Below are 15,876 nucleotides of genomic sequence, written 5' to 3' on the forward strand. Positions count from 1 at the left end.
CGGCGTGCGTCCGGACGGGACGCAGGTGGGGAAGGCTCATGAGGTGTTGCACCTTTTCGTTGGAGCACGGAAAAGGGGCCTGCCCTGTGCCGGGCAGGCCCCGAGTCCGTTACGGGTTACTTGCCGGTGATGGCGTAGTAGAGCGGAACACCGTTCCAGCCGAACTCGACGTTGTCCACGTTGTTGCTCCAGCCGCCCTGGGCGACCTGGTACCACAGCGGGATGGCCGGGAGGTCCTCCAAGAGCTGCTCCTGGGCCTTGTTCATGGCCTCGTTGCCCTCCTCGACCGAGCCGGCCGCGAGTCCGTCGGTCAGCTCCTGGTCGAACTCAGGGTTGCTGTAGCGGGCATCGTTGGAACCGGCGCCGGTGGCGTAGATCGGTCCGAGGAAGTTGTACAGCGACGGGTAGTCGGCCTGCCAGCCGGCACGCAGGGCACCCGTGAGGGTCTCCTCCGTGGCTTCCGTACGCGCTTCCTTGAAGGTCGCGTACGGCTTGCCCGCGACCTCGATGCCCAGGTTGTTCTTGATGTTGTTCACCACGGCCTCGACCCACGTCTTGTGGTCGCCCTTGTCGGCGTTGTAGCCGATGGTCAGGGGCTGCGACTCGTCGTAGGGCGCGATCTTCTCGGCGTCGGCCCAGAGCTTCTTGGCCTCCTCCGGGTTGTACTCGAGGTTCTCGCTGCCCGGTAGGTCCGCGCTGTAGCCCTCGAGGACGGGAGCGGTGAAGTCCTTCGCAGGTTCACGACCGCCGTTGAAGATGACCTCGGTGATCTCGTCCCGGTTGATCGCCATCGACAGCGCCTGGCGCCGCAGCTTGCCCGCCTCACCCTCCCAGTTCGGGAGGTAGTACGGCACGGCGATGGTCTGGTTGCCCGCGTAGGGCGACTCGATGGAGCGCTCGCCGAGGTCGTTCTTGAAGTTCTTGATGTCGCTCGTCGGGATCGTCTTCAGCACGTCGAGGTTGTCCGAGATCAGGTCCTGGTACGCCGTCGTGTCGTTCTGGTAGATCTTGAACGTCACGCCGCCGTTCTGGGCGGCCTGCGGGCCTTCGTACTCGTCGTTCGGCACGAGTTCGATCTGCTGGTTGTGCTGCCAGGCGCCCTCGGAAGCGAACTTGTAGGGTCCGTTGCCGATCGGGTTCTCGCCGAAGGCTGCAGGGTCCTCGAGCGCGGCGGCGGGCAGCGGGAAGAACGCGCTGTAGCCCAGGCGCAGCGGCCAGTCGGACTCGGGCTGCGACAGCTTGACGGTGAACGTCCGGTCGTCGACGACGGTGAGGCCGCTCATGGTCTCCACGGTGGAGCCCTCGGCGCTGGCCTCGTCGTAGCCTTCGATGCTCTCGAAGAAGTAGCTCGAGAGCTGCGCGTTCTTCGCGGCGGCGCCGTAGTTCCAGGCGTCCACGAAGGAGCTCGCGGTGACGGGGTCACCGTTGGTGAAGGTCTTCCCTTCCTTGAGCGTGATCGTGTAGTTCTGGGCGTCCTCGGTCTCGATGGACTCCGCCATCTCGTTCTGGGACTTGCCGTCGGCGTCGTAGCTGACGAGGCCCGCGAAGATGAGGTCGAGGATCGCTCCGCCACCCACCTCGTTGGTGCTGGTGGGGATCAGCGGGTTCTGGGGCTCGGATCCGTCCACCACGATGACGGCGTCGGTGGTGCCGCCGCCCGTGCTGGATTCAGTGCTTCCGCCGCCGCATGCACTCAGCGACAGAACGGCGATGGCCGCGACGCTGAGCATTTGGGAAGTGCGCGTGAAACGCATTCCGCCTCCTAGTTATTTGGGTCGTTCCGGCGCTGATGTGGCCGGATAGTTGTCCCGCAGGTAGCGAGAGCCAACTCACACCGGAAGATTCTATGCCCGTTCTGTTGCTTCCCTGAACATCCTGCAGGGGGACGCTCCCAGCCGGCTTTCAGCTTCGGCATTGGTTCCCGTATTTCCGCAGGCCAGCGGGGAGAAGGGCGCGGCATCACGCTTTGGTAACGACTCCGGAGGCACGGGCAGGGCGACACCCGCCCGGCCGGGTAGGAGGCCCGGGTAGGAGGTAGGAACGGACAGCGCTACCGGGCGGCGTCCTCGCCTGCCCATGCCCTGGCGTAGAACAACGGGGACAGCGAGTTGAGCAGCTCGGTGTAGGAATCCGGGTCCATCCCCTGTGCCGAGCCGGCCGGGACATCGGGTGCGAAGGCGGACACGCCCAGCCCGGCCTCATGATCCTGCAGGGTCAGGCCGGCGGCCTCCAGGATCGTGGGGTACAGGTTCAGCTGGTCCACGCGAGGACGCAACCCGCCGCTGGTGTCCCCGCCCGGAACCCGGATCCGGTTGAAGACGGTGCGGTTCCCGTGGTCGTCCAGCTGCTCGTGGAACGCGTCACCGGCGCTCATGTGCTTGACGTGGTCGCCCGTGATCACCACGGCGGTGTCCTCGAGGTAGCCCTTCTCCTTCAGGTAGTCCACGAATCCGGCCACCTGCGTCATCGAGCAGGAGAACACGGAGGTGACCACGTTCTGGGTGTCCACCTCGCAGTAGTCGTAGACGTGCACCGGCTCGTGCGTGTCCAGGGTCAGCAGAGTCAGGTTGAACGGCTCGCCGGTCCGTTCCGCCTCGGCGTGCAGCCGGTCGATCTCGTCCCGGGCGTGGGACATCAGTCGTTCATCGCTCAGGCCCCAGTCGCTGCGGAAGCTCTCCTCCGACTCACCCGCGGCTCGCCAGTCGGAGAGGTCCTTCACCTCGGAGTAACCGTGGGTCCTCAGGAAGGTCTCCTTCGCGGCGAAGGAGGCATTGGCTCCACCCATGAAGACGCTGGTGTAGCCGTGCTTCTCCAGGACATCGCCCAGGCACGTGGCCCCGCCCAGATAGGTTTCGGTGTCACCGCCGAGGTCGTTCGAGGGGGCGCTGCTGCCCCCCGCGGTGTCGGCACCCTTCAGTGGGACGCCGCACTGGGTCCCGACGAGGCCGGCCATGGTCCAGCCGCCTCCCTGGTACTGCTGGAGATCCTCCACGTTCTGCCAGCCGTCGGCTGCCCGGGTGACCTCCTTGAGCGGGGCGAACGCGTCCTTCTCGAAGAGCTGGTCGTCCTCGAGGGTGGCCTCGCCGGACTCGAGGTAGATCAGGACCAGGTTGCGCTCGTCCGCGTCGCTGGTGACGGTCGGTTCCGCGTAGTAGTCCCCGAGGTCGTAGTCGGAGTTCGCCGCCCGGATGTAGTCCCCCATGCCCACCGTGGTGGAGAAGGCCGTGGCACCGCCGACGACCACCGCGGCCACCAGGGCGGTGGAGACGGTACGCAGGATCCACTGCCGCCGGCCCGGACGAAGGTCCTCACCCCTGCGGTGGCGCGCGCGGGGCCGGTCTTCGCCGCTCCGGCGGCGCACAGGGCGCAACTCGTCCCCACGGCGGCGCGTACGGCGCCGATAGTGCTGCCACAGGGCGATCCCGATGGTGATGAGCAGGGGCACGACACCGACCCCCAGGATGCCGACCCAGACGACGGGCCCGCCTCCGCCTTCGGTCTCCACGGAGACGAGGTTCATGAGCATCTGGCTGACGGAGATCGTGCCCCAGTAGAAGCGGATGCCTGCGGCGGCTGCGAGCAGCGCGAGTCCTGCCCAGATCAGGGCGTAGACCAGGACACGCCCCAGGACGACGCCGACCCGTCGGGTCACGTGAAGAATCCGGCCAGACATGCAACCCTCGCGTTCCAGATGCCCGGGGTTCCGCCGAACGCCCTTGACATCGGACCCGTTCTCGGGTCCATAGCAGACTAGTACCGTTACGCTACCCGTTCAATCGGGGCCGTGATGATGGGAATGACGATCCGGGTCGGCTAATCGGTCGACGCGAGGAGCTTGGCCCGCAGTTCGCGGCGTTCGCGCTGCTTGTCCGGATCCGGCAGCGGCACGGCCGCGAGCAGTCGCTGTGTGTAGGGGTCCTGGGGGCTGCGCAGGATCTGGTCGCGTGTGCCCTGCTCCACGATCCGGCCGCGCTTCATGACGCAGATGTAGTCGGCGAGCACATCGACGACCGCGAGGTCGTGCGTGACGAACAGGCAGGCGAACCCGAGCTCGCGCTGCAGGTTCTGGAAGAGCTCCAGGACCTTCGCCTGCACGGACACATCCAGGGCCGACGTCGGCTCGTCCGCGACCATCAGCTTCGGCTTGAGCGAGAGTGCGCGTGCGATGCCCACGCGCTGCTTCTGTCCGCCGGACAGTTCGTGGGGATAACGGTTCCGGTAGGAGCGCGGGAGCTCGACCTGGTCGAGGAGGCTCTCGATGCGCTTCTGCAGCTCACCGCCCTTGGCCTCGCCGGCCAGGAACATCGGCTCGCCGATGCTCTCACCGATGGGGAGCCGGGGATTCAGCGACGACGACGGATCCTGGAACACCATGCCGACATGGCGCCGCACCTTGACGAGTTCCTTCGAGGTGGGGCGGAAGCCCGAGATGTCGGTACCGACGACCTTCAGCGAACCCTCGGCGACCGGCAGCAGCCCGACCGCGGCCCGGCCGATCGTCGTCTTGCCCGAGCCCGACTCCCCGACGAGGCCGATGACCTGGCCCGGGTAGACGGTGAGGTTGGCTCCCTCGACGGCGCGGAACGCGGGGACCCTGCCCTGCTTGGGGTACTCGATGGCGACGTCGACGAGCTCGAGCACCGCGTCAGCGGCCGGGTGCGCCACCGCCTGGTCCTCGGAGAGCTGAGCCAGCACTTCATGCTCGCGTCGCTCGAGCTCGTCGCGGTCCACCGTCTGCAGTTCGGTGTGGGTCGCCGCCGCCAGCGCAGCGGTGATGTCGACGTCGTCGTTCCCGTCCCCCTGCCCCAGGTGGGGAACGGCGGCGAGAAGCTCCCGGGTGTAGTCGTGCTGCGGGTTGTTGAAGATCTGCTCCGCGGTGCCGGTCTCCACGATGCGCCCCTTGCGCATGACGGCGATCCGGTCGGCGAGATCCGCCACCACGCCCATGTCGTGCGTGATCAGGACGATCGCACTGTTGAGCTTGTTCCGCAGGTTGCGCATGAGGTCCAGGATCTCCGCCTGCACGGTGACGTCGAGGGCCGTCGTGGGCTCGTCCGCGATCAGGAGCTTGGGGTCGCAGGACAGGGACTGCGCGATCATCGCGCGCTGGCGCTGACCTCCGGAGAGCTGGTGGGGGTAGGACCGGAAGGCCTTGTCCGGATCCGGCAGCTCCACCAGCTGCAGCAGGCGGAGGGCACGCTGCTTCGCCTCGTCCGGCGAGATCTCGTTGTGCAGGCGCAGCGTCTCCACGATCTGGAAACCCACCGTGTAGACGGGGTTCAGTGCCGTCATGGGCTCCTGGAAGATGACCGCGACGTCGTTGCCGCGGATCTGGCGCAGCTTGGCGGGCGACATCGTGAGGACGGATGTGCCGTTGAGCAGCACCTCGCCCGTGACGCGGCTGTTGGAGGGCAACAGTCCGAGCAGGGACATGGAGCTGGCACTCTTGCCGGAGCCGGACTCCCCCACGATGGCGAGCACCTCGCCGGCTTTCACCTCGTAGTTGAGGTCGATGGCCGCCGGGACCCACTTCTTGTCGACGCCGAAGTCGACACTGAGGTTCCGCACCTCGAGGACGGGACCCTGGGACGACGACCGGTCCCCACCGGTGTCCCCGATGCCGCCGATGCCGCCGATGACCTGAGTACTCATGAGGAGATCTCCTTCGTGACGGAGACACCGCGGGATCGCGGGCACTCCTGGATTGCCGCGAGCGGCTGCAGTGCTGGGACTATGGAGCCATGGGACGCTCGATCGATGTGGCCGGGGCCACCGTTTTCAAGCCGCGCACGAGTGTATGGTTCACGGGCATCGCGGTGCTCATCGCCGGAGGTGGCCTGGTGTCCGTCGTCGCGGCCGAGGGACTGGCCGGCCTGCTGGCGGGCTGGCCGCTTCTCGGCATCGCATACGTCGGATGGTGGCTGTTCTGGTACCCGGCGGTGGTGTTCGCCGAGGACTCCGTCACGCTGCGCAATCCCCTGGCGACCGTCCGCGTACCCTGGGCTGCGCTGATCGACGTCGATACCAAGTACGCGCTCAAGCTGGTGACGCCGTCGGGCTCCTTCACGGCCTGGGCGGCACCCGCTCCCGGAGTCTGGGGAACCCACGCCGGCAAGCCCGAACACGTGACGAACCTGCCCTCCACGAGCTACGGCCCGGGCGGGTCGATCCGTCCGGGGGACCTCAAGAACACCGATTCGGGCTACGCCGCCTACCTGGTCCGCTCCCGCTGGCAGGACCTGGTGGAGAGCGGCGCCGTCGACGTCGACCAGCCGGCACCCGTGCGCCGCACATGGAACTGGCGGCACCTCGCCGCGGTCGCCCTGCTGCTCGCAGCGGCTGCCGTCTCGCTGAACCTGGCGCCCTAGCGACGTCCTCACGCGGCTGCGGGCTTCTCTGCGTCCTTGGCCCGCCCGGCATTGAACTTCTTCTGCCGCGGGTCGAAGGCATCGCGCAGACCGTCGCCGATGAAGTTGATGCAGAGGCAGATGAGGACGATGAACAGGCCGGGGAACCAGAACAGCCACGGACGCGTCTGGAAGGCTTCCTGGTTCTGGCTGATGATAAGGCCCAGGGAGACGTCCGGGGCCTTCACCCCGAAGCCGATGTAGCTCAGCGCCGTCTCGAGCAGGATGGCCGAGGACATGAGCAGCGTGGTGTTCACGATGATGACGCCGACCGCGTTGGGCAGGATGTGCTTGAAGATGATCCGCCTGTTGGATGCGCCTGCGATCTTGGCCGCGTCGACGAACTCGCGTTCACGGAGCGTCAGGAACTCACCGCGGACGAGCCGTGCGAGTCCGGTCCACAGCACGAGCCCGAGGAACAGGCCGAGGAGCCAGATCTGTGCCCCCGAGCCGACGTAGCGGTTGACAGCCTGGCCGAGCGTCGCAGCGGCGAGGACCACGGGGATGATGATGACGATGTCCGTGAAGCGCATCAGCACGGCTTCGGGCCAGCCGCGGAAGTACCCCGAGCAGGCACCTATCACGACGCCGACCAGGCCCGCGAGCACCCCGATGATGAACATGATGATGATCGAGTTCTGCGTCCCGCGCATCGTCATGGCGAAGTAGTCGCGTCCGATCGAGTCCTGGCCGAAGGGGTGCTCTCCCCAGCTGAACGGACCGGTGATGGTCGGCGCCCCGCCGCCGAGCAGGGGCAGGAACTCCGTGTGGTTGTACTTCCACCAGCCCGGTATCCCGGCGAAGCCCACCGAGGTGAACGCCATCACGAAGATGATGGCGAACACGACGAGGCTGATGATCGCGGCCGTGTTGTCGAAGAACTTCCGGCGGACGATCTGGCCCTGGGACAGGCCCTTGGCCTCGTGATCAGCGGCCGGCGTCGGACCCGCATCGGGCGTCGGATCCGCATCGGGCGTCTCATCGGCATGCACTGGTCCTGTGACCGTCGACGTCGAACGGTTCGGGAAGTCCGAGGGACTCTGCGTCGTCATGCTTTCACCCTTACGCGAGGATCGAGGAACGAATACACGATGTCGGCCACGAGGTTGAACACCAGAGCCAGGATGCCCGCCACTAGGAAGAAGCCCATGATGGGATCGGGGTCGGTGCGCTGCAGTGCCTGGACGAAGAGCTGCCCCATCCCGGCGAAGGCGAACACCTGCTCGGTGATGATGGCGCCGCCGATGAGCGCTCCGATGTCAAAGGCGACGAGCGTGGCCAGCGGGATGAGCGCGTTGCGGAAGGCATGGCGCATGACCACGGTCCGCTCGCTGAGTCCCTTCGCGCGGGCCGTGCGGATGTAGTCCATGTTCATGATCTCCAGCATGGAGGCGCGGGAGTACCGGCTGTAGCTCGCCAGCGAGGCGAGCAGCAGTGCGAGGGTCGGCAGCAGGAGGTGCGTGAACGTGTCCAGGCCGTTGACCCAGAACGTGCCGTCGAGGCCAGGAGTCTCGGCTCCCACCGTGGCGATAGGCCTCCCCCGCACGCGCGGGTTGCTGACGTAGGACGGCCACGTGACCATGAACCGGTCCACCACGATCAGGAAGCCCATCAGCAGGCCCGTCAGCGCTGCGGCCCGCATGCTCTGTCCGCGATCGTACCCGCCCATGAGGTAGCCGACGGCCATGCCCACGAGCACCGTGACGATCGCGAAGATCACGATCGTCCAGACGGTCGCGGCATTCAGGATCGGGTTGACGACGTAGTAGGCGACCAGGCCCAGCGCCACCATGATCAGGGCCGAGAACAGGGCCTTGCGGTTCCGCAGGCCCGCGGTGAGCAGCACGATGCCGAAGGCGATGCCGACTCCGGTGACGAGGATGATGACGGGTCCGAGCCCCGGGCTGGAGAACCAGTCGACAAGGTCGAGGACGAACAGGAGGGCCGCGGCGACGACGGCGCCCAGAACGAACGCCATGCCCTTGCGTTTCCACGACCTGCTCGCGAACAGCGCCCAGATGAGTCCACTGGCTATCGCCACGACGATGACGGTCGATCCGGGTATCTCGGGATCTGCGAGGAAGTTGTTGAACCCGATGGCGCCGAATTCCTTGAGCAGGACGGCCAGCCAGAAGATCGGGAGCGAGAAGAACAGGAAGGACATGAAGGTCACGCCGTAGTCCAGCCCGCTGTACTGCCGCAGGGCAGTGATGATGCCCAGGGAGATACCGATGATGATGGCGAGGACCGTGGCCGTGGTGACGAGCGTGATGGTGTTCCCCATGGCCCGCACGAGTGCCGTCGTGACGGCTTCCCCCTGGATGCTCGCACCGAGATCACACGTCGCGGCGAAGGGGACCAGGCATTTCGCGGCCCCTGCCAGCCAGCCGAAGTAGCGGAGGGGGGCCGGCGTGTTGAGGTCCAGGAGTTGGGTGCGCGCCTGGATGAGCTGCTCGCGGTTCGGCGCGTTGCTGGCGCGCAACTCCTCGAGAGGATCACCGGACAGGGCGGTGAGCTGGTAGACGATGAAGGACGCGCCCAGAAGGATGAGGACGGCCGTCACCAGACGCCGGACGATGTAGGTCACCATGGGTTTCGCGCCTCACGATCGGATGCGGGTGGGTGTTCCCGTGCTTTCGCTGAAGTGTAGTGGAGGGCCTGGAACCGGCGGTGCGGCGGCAGCACCCCTGCGCAAGAAAAGGCGCCGGGACGGGCGAGTTCCCCTGTCCCGGCGCCTCCTCACGGATCGAGTTCTTGTTCCAGAGGCTACTGGGCGATCTGCCAATCCCAGAAGTTCCACCAGACACCGGTCAGGTTCGGCATGTACTTGACGCCGCTGACGTTGTCGCTGTAGGCATTCATGCCCGGCACCTGGAACAGGGGCAGTCCGTACTTGGAGTCCCAGATCAGCTTGTCGATCTCGATCTGCAACTCGTCCTGCTTGTCCGGGTCCGTCTCGAGGACGAGCTGATCCATGAGCTCGTCGGCCTCCGGGCTCGAGAACCCGTTGAAGTTGGAGCCGGCCTCACTCTTGAAGATCTGCGGCACACCGGACACGCCCACACCTGTGTTGATCCAGCCGAAGATGGACGCGTCGTAGGTGCCGTTGCCGAGCGCAGCACTCCAGTCGGAGGCACCGAGTCCGCCGTCGACGATCTTGAAGCCGGCCTGCGAGGCCGACTCGGCGATCAGGGTGTAGGAGTTGAGGCGGTTCGGGTTGTCGCGGTTGTACATGATCCGCACCTCGGGAGTCGCCCCATCGAGCAGCTCCTTTGCGCCTTCGATGTCGACCTCGGCGTAGGCCTCCGAACCGTTGTTGGCCACGGTCTCCTCGTAGGGCTCCTGGTCGGCGAGGAAGAGCTGCGAGTCGAGCGGCGCGGCATCCGGGTTCAGCTTCTTGATGATGGAGTCCACCAGCTGCTGGCGGGGCACCGTCTTCATGAAGGCCTCGCGGACCTTCTCGTCGTCGAAGACGCCGCTGAAGTTGAGGTCGAGGTGGTCGTAGGACAGCTCGTTGCCGCGCACGAGGGTGACGCCCTCGAGCGCCTCGAGCTGCTCGGCGGTGTCCGCCGATGCCTGCGGCGCGATGATGTCCACTTCGCCGTTCTGCAGGGCCTGCACCTGTGCAGGAGCCTCACCGATGTAGCGGACGGTGATCTCATCCACCTTGGGAATGGGACCCCAGGTGTAGTCCTCGTTGCGTGTCAGCGTCATCGACTGGTCCGGGGTCATGGCCGACGCGATGAACGGGCCGTTCGAGAGGTACAGCGACGGATCGGTCGGCAGTGACTTGGTGTCGAAGCCCGAGTTCCAGAAGTCGGCCACGGCCTGCACCTCGGGACGCTCGACAGGTTTCTCGGGGTCGCCCGCCGGTGCGGTCTGGATGAGCTCGATGAGCGCGTCCTCGTCGGCCAGGCCGCCCTTCTCCGCCAGCACGTGGGCCGGGGTGTCGAGGCCACCCTCGTTCATGAGGCCGAAGGCGACCTGGTAGTCCGCGAAGGGCTTCGAGTAGTTGAGGGTGATCGAACGTCCGTCGTCGCCGATCTCCGGGAGTTCGGTCAGGGCGAGTCCGGTCGTGTCACCCGCGTAGTCGAAGTAGGTGGCACCCGATACGACTTCACCCGCCTCATCGGTGGTGGCGTCGTTGAAGTAGCCGGACTCGATGGCCCACTGCAGCAGCAGGTCGCCGCCGTCGACCGGTTCACCGTCGGACCAGCTGACGCCCTCGTTGACCGTGTACTTGACGCTGAGCGGGTCCTCGGACAGAACCTCGATGGAACCGAATTCCTCATTCGCTACCACTTCGAGGTTGTTGTCGATGTAGTTGAAGCCGGAGTGGGTCACATAGGCGATATTGCCGTTGATGTCCACGTTGCCTTCGGCGGTGCTCGCGTTGAACGAACTGAAGGCGTTCACCTCCACGACGCGGATGTTGCCGCCCGATGCTTCGCCCTCGGCACTCTCCTCGGGTGTTTCAGTACCCGTATTGGCAGCGCAGGCACTGAGTGCGAGCGCTGCAGCAGCAGCGACCCCCACAGCTTTGGAAGTACGTCCGAAACGCATTCCGCCTCCTATTTCCTAGTGTGGTTCCAGCTTCACGCGGTGTTGCATGACAGCCGACACGCGACCCCGGAGGGTGACGCCACTCACGTGTGCAAAAGCCTAGGGGCACTTTGTTACCAGTAGGTGTCCCTTGCCCGGACTGCTCCCGTGTTGTTATCGAGATGCAACCAAATACTTCCAGGCGTTTCCCCGCTGCTTTCCAACGGGACGTGGTGGCGCCCCCTGACGCCCGCTCCGTGCCGCCCCTTGATATCGTTCTCGACTCGGTGTTTTGCTAGGGAGAGCCGCCGGCGGCCGGAGCGGCTGCCTGTGGGGCGGGCGCGACGGGCCGCTGGGGAGGCTCAGCCGGGACGGACAGGGAGCATCATGGCGTGGCTTTTCGTGGACAGGCACGCAGCAGTCTGGGACGACGACGCGAGTGTCCAGGCCGCGATCGGAGCGCTCAAGGTACGGCTGGACCAGCACGCCGAGGTTCACCTGTCCATCCAGAGCAAGGGACTGAAGGGACCCGTGTTCGTCATCACCCGGGACACCGTGCTGAGTTCCCCGGAGCTGAGCAACCGCTTCAACGCGGACCTCTTCGCGGAGCTCACGACGCCGACCGCCCGGAACAGCCCGACGATCCACTGGTTCTCCGACGGCCGCGGATTCGTGTCGGAAACCACCAGCCGCATGTGGTGACCGGCGGGAAGCCCGCCGCTTAGTCTGGGGATCAGCTGCCCGCCGATCCTGAAGAGGAAGCCCATGCCCGACTCCACCCGTACGCTCCGCAAGCTGGGATTCCTCACCATCGGCCTGTTCGATCCGGCGGATCCGGCCGCGGGGCACGAATCGACACTGCAGATCATCGAACTCGGCGAGCGCCTGGGCTTCGACAGCGCCTGGCTGCGCCACCGCCATCTGCAGTTCGGCATCTCCTCCCCTATTGCGATGATGGCCGCCGCGAGCCAGCGCACCTCCCGGATCGAGATCGGAACAGCTGTGACTCCGCTGGGCTGGGAGAACCCCCTGCGCCTGGCCGAGGACCTCGCCACCGTCGACCTGCTCGCCGGCGGACGCATCAACCCGGGCCTGAGCGTAGGTGAGCCGATGCACTACGACACCGTGAAGCACGAGTTGTACGCGGACTCGTGGGAGGTGGAGGACTTCAGCTACGCGCGCGTGGAGCGGTTCGCCCGTCTGGTTGCAGGGGAACCGGTCCGGGCTTTCTCCGGCAGGCAGGGGGTCGTCGAGGAATTCTCCCACCGGGTCGAACCGCATTCGCCCGGGCTGCGGAAACGCCTCTGGTACGGTGCGGGAAGCAGGAAATCGGCCGTCTGGGCCGGGGCGAGCGGCTTCAACCTGCTCTCCAGCAGCGTCATCTTCCCCGAGCGCGATCAGGAACCGGATTTCGCCCGCATCCAGCAGGGCCAGATCCGTGCCTACCGCGAAGCGGCCGCCGCGTCATCCGATGCGCACGGATCGGCACGGGTATCGCAGGGCCTGGTGGTGATCCCGACCGATTCGGCGTCGTCGGACCAGCGGGAGAAGTACCAGCGGTACGTCGACCAACGCCTCCCCCGTACCCGCGCGCCTCAGGGGCCCAAAGGAATGCTGTTCGCCCCGGACCTCATTGGGACGAGCGATGAGATCGCCGAGAAGCTGTACGCCCACGCGGGGTTCCAGGAGGTCGACGAGGTCGCGTTCGCCCTGCCCTTCAGTTTCGACCACGAGGACTACGTCCAGATCCTCACCGACATCGCCGAAAAACTGGGGCCGGCCCTCGGCTGGACTCCATCGGGTGCTGGGCAGGGCGTCCGGTAGGTCGTTCGTTGCGGCGTGCGCAGCGGGAGTACACGCCGGCGGTGGCCATCATGATCCCCTATATTGCAGGTTGGTCGTGACGCTTCTCGTTCACATCCCCATCCATGTCCACCGCGGCACTCTCACGAGCGAAGCCGTGATCCTGCCTCTCATGGGCGGATCCCTCAACGCCGGAGCGTTCGGTGCCTAGTGGTTCATGAGTGCACTGTTCATCTCTGCCGTCATGTTCCGGGCACTGGAGCGCGTACCCCTTGTCCTCCGGGTCGCACTCATCGGGGGATCACGGTGGTCATCTACCTGTTCGGGGACGTCCTCACCCCGCTGCCCCTGTCGCTCGGGGTCGCCGGCGCGGCGCTCGTCTTCCTGCTCGCCGGCAAACCCTCCGGCAGGTCCGTACTCGGGTGAAAGCACCGATCCGGTTCGGCGCGGTGTGCCTTGCCGCGGGTGCCGCCCCTGTCCTCACCGGGACGTCAGCTCCACTGGACATGAAGTACAACGAGCTCGGTACGCCGGTCCTCAGTGTCGTCGTCGCGGTGCTGATCAGTTCCGGCCTCCTCCTGATCCTCGAGGGCGTGTTCTCCCGGCTGCCGGTATGGGTTCCAGCGATGTCCATGAAGCTCGCCGCGGGCTGCCTGATGGTGGTGCTGACCCACACATACGTGCTGTGGTTGCTCCCCGTTTCCGACACGGAACGGTCGTTCTGGGTACTGATCGCGGCACTGGTCCTGCCGTGGTCTGTGGCGATGATCCTCAACCGGACGCCGCTCTCTTCCATCCTTCTCGGAGCACCGCGCGCGACCTGACAGGACTTCTACCGGCCAGCCGCCGCATACACGCGAACCCAGTCCACTCGCATCTCGCCGGCGCCGTCAGCAGTGCTGTCCGGGAACCAGTCCAGCTGGAGCGTCTGGTGCATCGAACCGGGAGGCTGGTGCGCGGGGTCGTTGTCCTCGAACCACTTCACCCCATCGATGTAGCCGACGATCCCACGCGGGGACCAATCGACCGCGTAGTTGTGGAACGTCGTGACGTCCAGGCCGTTGAACGCCGCCGTCTGCGCATTCGAACAGCCATAGTGGTGGAAGAACTTGATGACGTTCCAGTCGCCCGTCGTCTCCGCAAAGTTGACTTCACCGTCGCAGGGCCAATTCTCACTGTCCGGCCACAGGATGGAGACCAGATGGTACTCATTGTCGCCGGACCCGGCAGCGCGGACTTCCCACCGCCCGTACTTCTGGCGTGCGAACTTCGCGCCCATGCCGGCAGTCGTGCCATCCGGAGTTCCGGTCATCACCATCTGGGAACCGTTCACGGTCACCTGTCGTGGACTCCGGATACCTTCGCCCACGTGCCCGACGCTGTTGTAGACACTCCACCTCGTCGCATCCGGCGCACCGATGTAATTGAACTCGTCGCCCGACACCGGTGTGCCCCAACCCTGGATCACCGCCGCCTCGGTAGACGCTGGCGCCTCAGGCGCGGTCGTCGCTGTAGTGCTTGCCGTTGTCGGAGTGATGAGTGCCGAGCCAATAAGAAGGGATGATGCAATAACTGCACTTTTACGCCACAGCATCAGGCTGCCCCCTGGCAATTCTCAAAAGCGGCGGTTGCGGTGAGGAAAAGGAACTCATCCGGGAAGTATCAGACCGGGTTCAGCGAGCGTCGACCCAGGAACGTCGACGACTGAATGCCAACTGTGCCAGACATTAGAGCAAAGTTTCCCACCCATCGAGCCGGCAGCAGGCGTCAAAGCGTCCCTTGGAGGCGTCGACGCGACCTGTTGACGGGAGTATTACGCGATAGCTAGGATTCACCCACTGCGCTGGGGAGCCCGACAAAGTAGCGGAAGGACCCCAACGATGAACCGCTTGACCCGCTTGATCCTCGCCTGCGGCGCAGTCTTGACCCTCGCCCTCACTGCCTCGCCAGCGCTGGCCGCGCCGCCGACCTTCTCGGGCAACAGCAACGGCGCCCTGGTGGAACGCCGCGATCTCAGCTTCCCGGACGGAACATATGACTATCACACCGTAACTCGCCAGTATGGCGGCTACTACTACACGACCAACAGCAGGGATCAGTCGACTTTTCAGGATGGCGACAGCCGGTCGTCGTTCGACTACAAGACGCAGTACACCGAGCTTGAGAACGTCACGAAGCTGACGAGTCAGAGCACGAGTACCGAGTATGGCGAGACGTGCCGCACGAACTCCCAGTTCGTAGTTGCCAACGATACGACACGCAGGGAGAACTCGCGTTCGAGCTGCTAGCTGGCGCGAAGACGAAACCGTGAGGCGCTACTCCGCTTGTATCGGAGCAGCGCCTTACGTCACGCCCGCGACCGCTGACCAGGGCTGCGGCGCAAGAACTCATCGATTCCTCCAGGCGGTTCCCGCGGACTCCCTGCGGACCCTCGACGGGTCACCATATCCGGACTTCAGACGGCTTCTGATCGACGCCGTGGTCCACCGGCTCCTTGAGAACCGATCGTCCCTAGCGCCTTAGCGAGCGGCCGATCTGCCGGATGGCGGCATCATAGGCCGCATCCCAGGTCCAGCCTGCCGCCGGCGCACCGGCCAGCTCCAGGGACACCAGTCCGTGGACCTGGCCCCACACAACGCCGACCATCGAGGCGATTTCATCATCCGCCGCTCCAGGCAACGCTGCGGCAACCGCGCCGAACAGCGGCGCGATCGACGGCTCAGCGGCAGCCGGGGTCGGCTGGCACGGCACTTGGCCGGCCAGTGGGCCGGCGAACATCAGCCCGTAGAGGATCGGATGCTCCAGCGCCCAGGTCCGGTAAGCCCGGCCCAATGCTTCGAGGCCGGCGGCGGCGGCCTCGTGCTGGGCGGCGGCGAAGGAAGCGAAGCCGTCATCCAGCACGGCGGTCAACAGCTCCGCCTTGCCTCCGAAGAGCGAATACACCGCCGTCGTCGACGTCCCGGCGGCAGCGGCAATAGTGCGCAGCGATACGGAGGCGGCGCCGTCGCGGGCGATGAGGAAGGCTGCGGTGTCGAGCAGCCTTCGACGCAGGGTCTCGTCGTGAACTATAGGTCTTGCCATCGGACCAGTATTCCATAACACTGTTCCATAACAACGTTATGGA

13 protein-coding genes are annotated in these 15,876 nt (G+C 65.8%); 5 read left to right on the forward strand and 8 right to left on the reverse strand.

Annotated features, from left to right (window positions below):
• Positions 1–116: 116 nt before the first annotated feature.
• From ACX80H_RS04580 to ACX80H_RS04590, 3 genes are all read right to left on the reverse strand, one after another.
• Positions 117–1,754: a peptide ABC transporter substrate-binding protein gene (locus ACX80H_RS04580; protein WP_459311360.1), complete on the reverse strand. Its 1,638-nt coding sequence runs from the start codon at positions 1,752–1,754 to the stop codon at positions 117–119.
• 296 nt (positions 1,755–2,050) lie between these two features.
• The gene (locus ACX80H_RS04585; protein WP_459311362.1) at positions 2,051–3,652 is read right to left on the reverse strand and encodes a sulfatase-like hydrolase/transferase; all 1,602 of its coding nucleotides are present in this window, start codon (positions 3,650–3,652) and stop codon (positions 2,051–2,053) included.
• A 161-nt stretch (positions 3,653–3,813) separates the two neighbouring features.
• The gene (locus ACX80H_RS04590; RefSeq protein ID WP_459311364.1) at positions 3,814–5,652 is read right to left on the reverse strand and encodes an ABC transporter ATP-binding protein; all 1,839 of its coding nucleotides are present in this window, start codon (positions 5,650–5,652) and stop codon (positions 3,814–3,816) included.
• Positions 5,653–5,741: 89 nt separating this feature from the next.
• On the opposite strand from ACX80H_RS04590, the gene ACX80H_RS04595 reads away from it, so the two are divergent.
• On the forward strand, positions 5,742–6,368 hold the full coding sequence (locus tag ACX80H_RS04595; RefSeq protein WP_459311365.1) for a PH domain-containing protein: 627 nt from the start codon (positions 5,742–5,744) through the stop codon (positions 6,366–6,368).
• An 8-nt stretch (positions 6,369–6,376) separates the two neighbouring features.
• On the opposite strand, the gene ACX80H_RS04600 is transcribed toward ACX80H_RS04595, so the two are convergent.
• The 3 genes from ACX80H_RS04600 to ACX80H_RS04610 form a co-directional block, all read right to left on the reverse strand.
• Entirely contained in the window at positions 6,377–7,459 is a 1,083-nt protein-coding gene (locus tag ACX80H_RS04600) for an ABC transporter permease (RefSeq protein ID WP_459311367.1), read from the reverse strand.
• A complete protein-coding gene (locus tag ACX80H_RS04605) occupies positions 7,456–8,997 on the reverse strand; it encodes an ABC transporter permease (protein ID WP_459311368.1) in 1,542 nt (513 codons plus the stop codon). Before ACX80H_RS04605 ends, ACX80H_RS04600 begins: the two co-directional genes overlap by 4 nt.
• A 176-nt stretch (positions 8,998–9,173) precedes the next feature.
• A complete protein-coding gene (locus tag ACX80H_RS04610) occupies positions 9,174–10,970 on the reverse strand; it encodes an ABC transporter family substrate-binding protein (protein WP_459311370.1) in 1,797 nt (598 codons plus the stop codon).
• A gap of 366 nt (positions 10,971–11,336) precedes the next feature.
• Here ACX80H_RS04610 and ACX80H_RS04615 point away from each other — a divergent pair, with 366 nt between their 5' ends.
• The 3 genes from ACX80H_RS04615 to ACX80H_RS04625 all read left to right on the forward strand — a co-directional run bounded on the left by ACX80H_RS04615 (position 11,337) and on the right by ACX80H_RS04625 (position 13,576).
• On the forward strand, positions 11,337–11,651 hold the full coding sequence (locus ACX80H_RS04615; protein WP_459311372.1) for a hypothetical protein: 315 nt from the start codon (positions 11,337–11,339) through the stop codon (positions 11,649–11,651).
• Between the two features lie 63 nt (positions 11,652–11,714).
• Positions 11,715–12,773, forward strand: a complete 1,059-nt coding sequence (locus ACX80H_RS04620; RefSeq protein WP_459311373.1) for an LLM class flavin-dependent oxidoreductase — start codon at positions 11,715–11,717, stop codon at positions 12,771–12,773.
• 401 nt (positions 12,774–13,174) lie between these two features.
• Positions 13,175–13,576, forward strand: a complete 402-nt coding sequence (locus tag ACX80H_RS04625; protein WP_459311374.1) for a hypothetical protein — start codon at positions 13,175–13,177, stop codon at positions 13,574–13,576.
• An 8-nt stretch (positions 13,577–13,584) separates the two neighbouring features.
• Here the strand turns inward: ACX80H_RS04625 and ACX80H_RS04630 are convergent, their stop codons facing one another.
• Positions 13,585–14,220: a glycoside hydrolase family 16 protein gene (locus tag ACX80H_RS04630; RefSeq protein WP_459311375.1), complete on the reverse strand. Its 636-nt coding sequence runs from the start codon at positions 14,218–14,220 to the stop codon at positions 13,585–13,587.
• A 412-nt stretch (positions 14,221–14,632) separates the two neighbouring features.
• Here ACX80H_RS04630 and ACX80H_RS04635 point away from each other — a divergent pair, with 412 nt between their 5' ends.
• Positions 14,633–15,040, forward strand: coding sequence for a hypothetical protein (locus ACX80H_RS04635; protein WP_459311376.1), 408 nt, complete (start codon positions 14,633–14,635; stop codon positions 15,038–15,040).
• A 223-nt stretch (positions 15,041–15,263) separates the two neighbouring features.
• Here the strand turns inward: ACX80H_RS04635 and ACX80H_RS04640 are convergent, their stop codons facing one another.
• Positions 15,264–15,833: a TetR/AcrR family transcriptional regulator gene (locus ACX80H_RS04640; protein WP_459311377.1), complete on the reverse strand. Its 570-nt coding sequence runs from the start codon at positions 15,831–15,833 to the stop codon at positions 15,264–15,266.
• Positions 15,834–15,876 lie beyond the last annotated feature (43 nt).

The organism is Arthrobacter pasteuri, from assembly GCF_054510955.1.

Bases quoted from the DNA above. Each gene is read 5' to 3' on its own strand.
- ACX80H_RS04595 (WP_459311365.1), top strand. From the start codon at position 5,742: ATGGGACGCTCGATCGATGTGGCCGGGGCCACCGTTTTCAAGCCGCGC.
- ACX80H_RS04605 (WP_459311368.1), bottom strand. From the start codon at position 8,997: ATGGTGACCTACATCGTCCGGCGTCTGGTGACGGCCGTCCTCATCCTT.
- ACX80H_RS04620 (WP_459311373.1), top strand. From the start codon at position 11,715: ATGCCCGACTCCACCCGTACGCTCCGCAAGCTGGGATTCCTCACCATC.
- ACX80H_RS04580 (WP_459311360.1), bottom strand. From the start codon at position 1,754: ATGCGTTTCACGCGCACTTCCCAAATGCTCAGCGTCGCGGCCATCGCC.
- ACX80H_RS04640 (WP_459311377.1), bottom strand. From the start codon at position 15,833: ATGGCAAGACCTATAGTTCACGACGAGACCCTGCGTCGAAGGCTGCTC.
- ACX80H_RS04600 (WP_459311367.1), bottom strand. From the start codon at position 7,459: ATGACGACGCAGAGTCCCTCGGACTTCCCGAACCGTTCGACGTCGACG.
- ACX80H_RS04590 (WP_459311364.1), bottom strand. From the start codon at position 5,652: ATGAGTACTCAGGTCATCGGCGGCATCGGCGGCATCGGGGACACCGGT.
- ACX80H_RS04635 (WP_459311376.1), top strand. From the start codon at position 14,633: ATGAACCGCTTGACCCGCTTGATCCTCGCCTGCGGCGCAGTCTTGACC.
- ACX80H_RS04610 (WP_459311370.1), bottom strand. From the start codon at position 10,970: ATGCGTTTCGGACGTACTTCCAAAGCTGTGGGGGTCGCTGCTGCTGCA.
- ACX80H_RS04615 (WP_459311372.1), top strand. From the start codon at position 11,337: ATGGCGTGGCTTTTCGTGGACAGGCACGCAGCAGTCTGGGACGACGAC.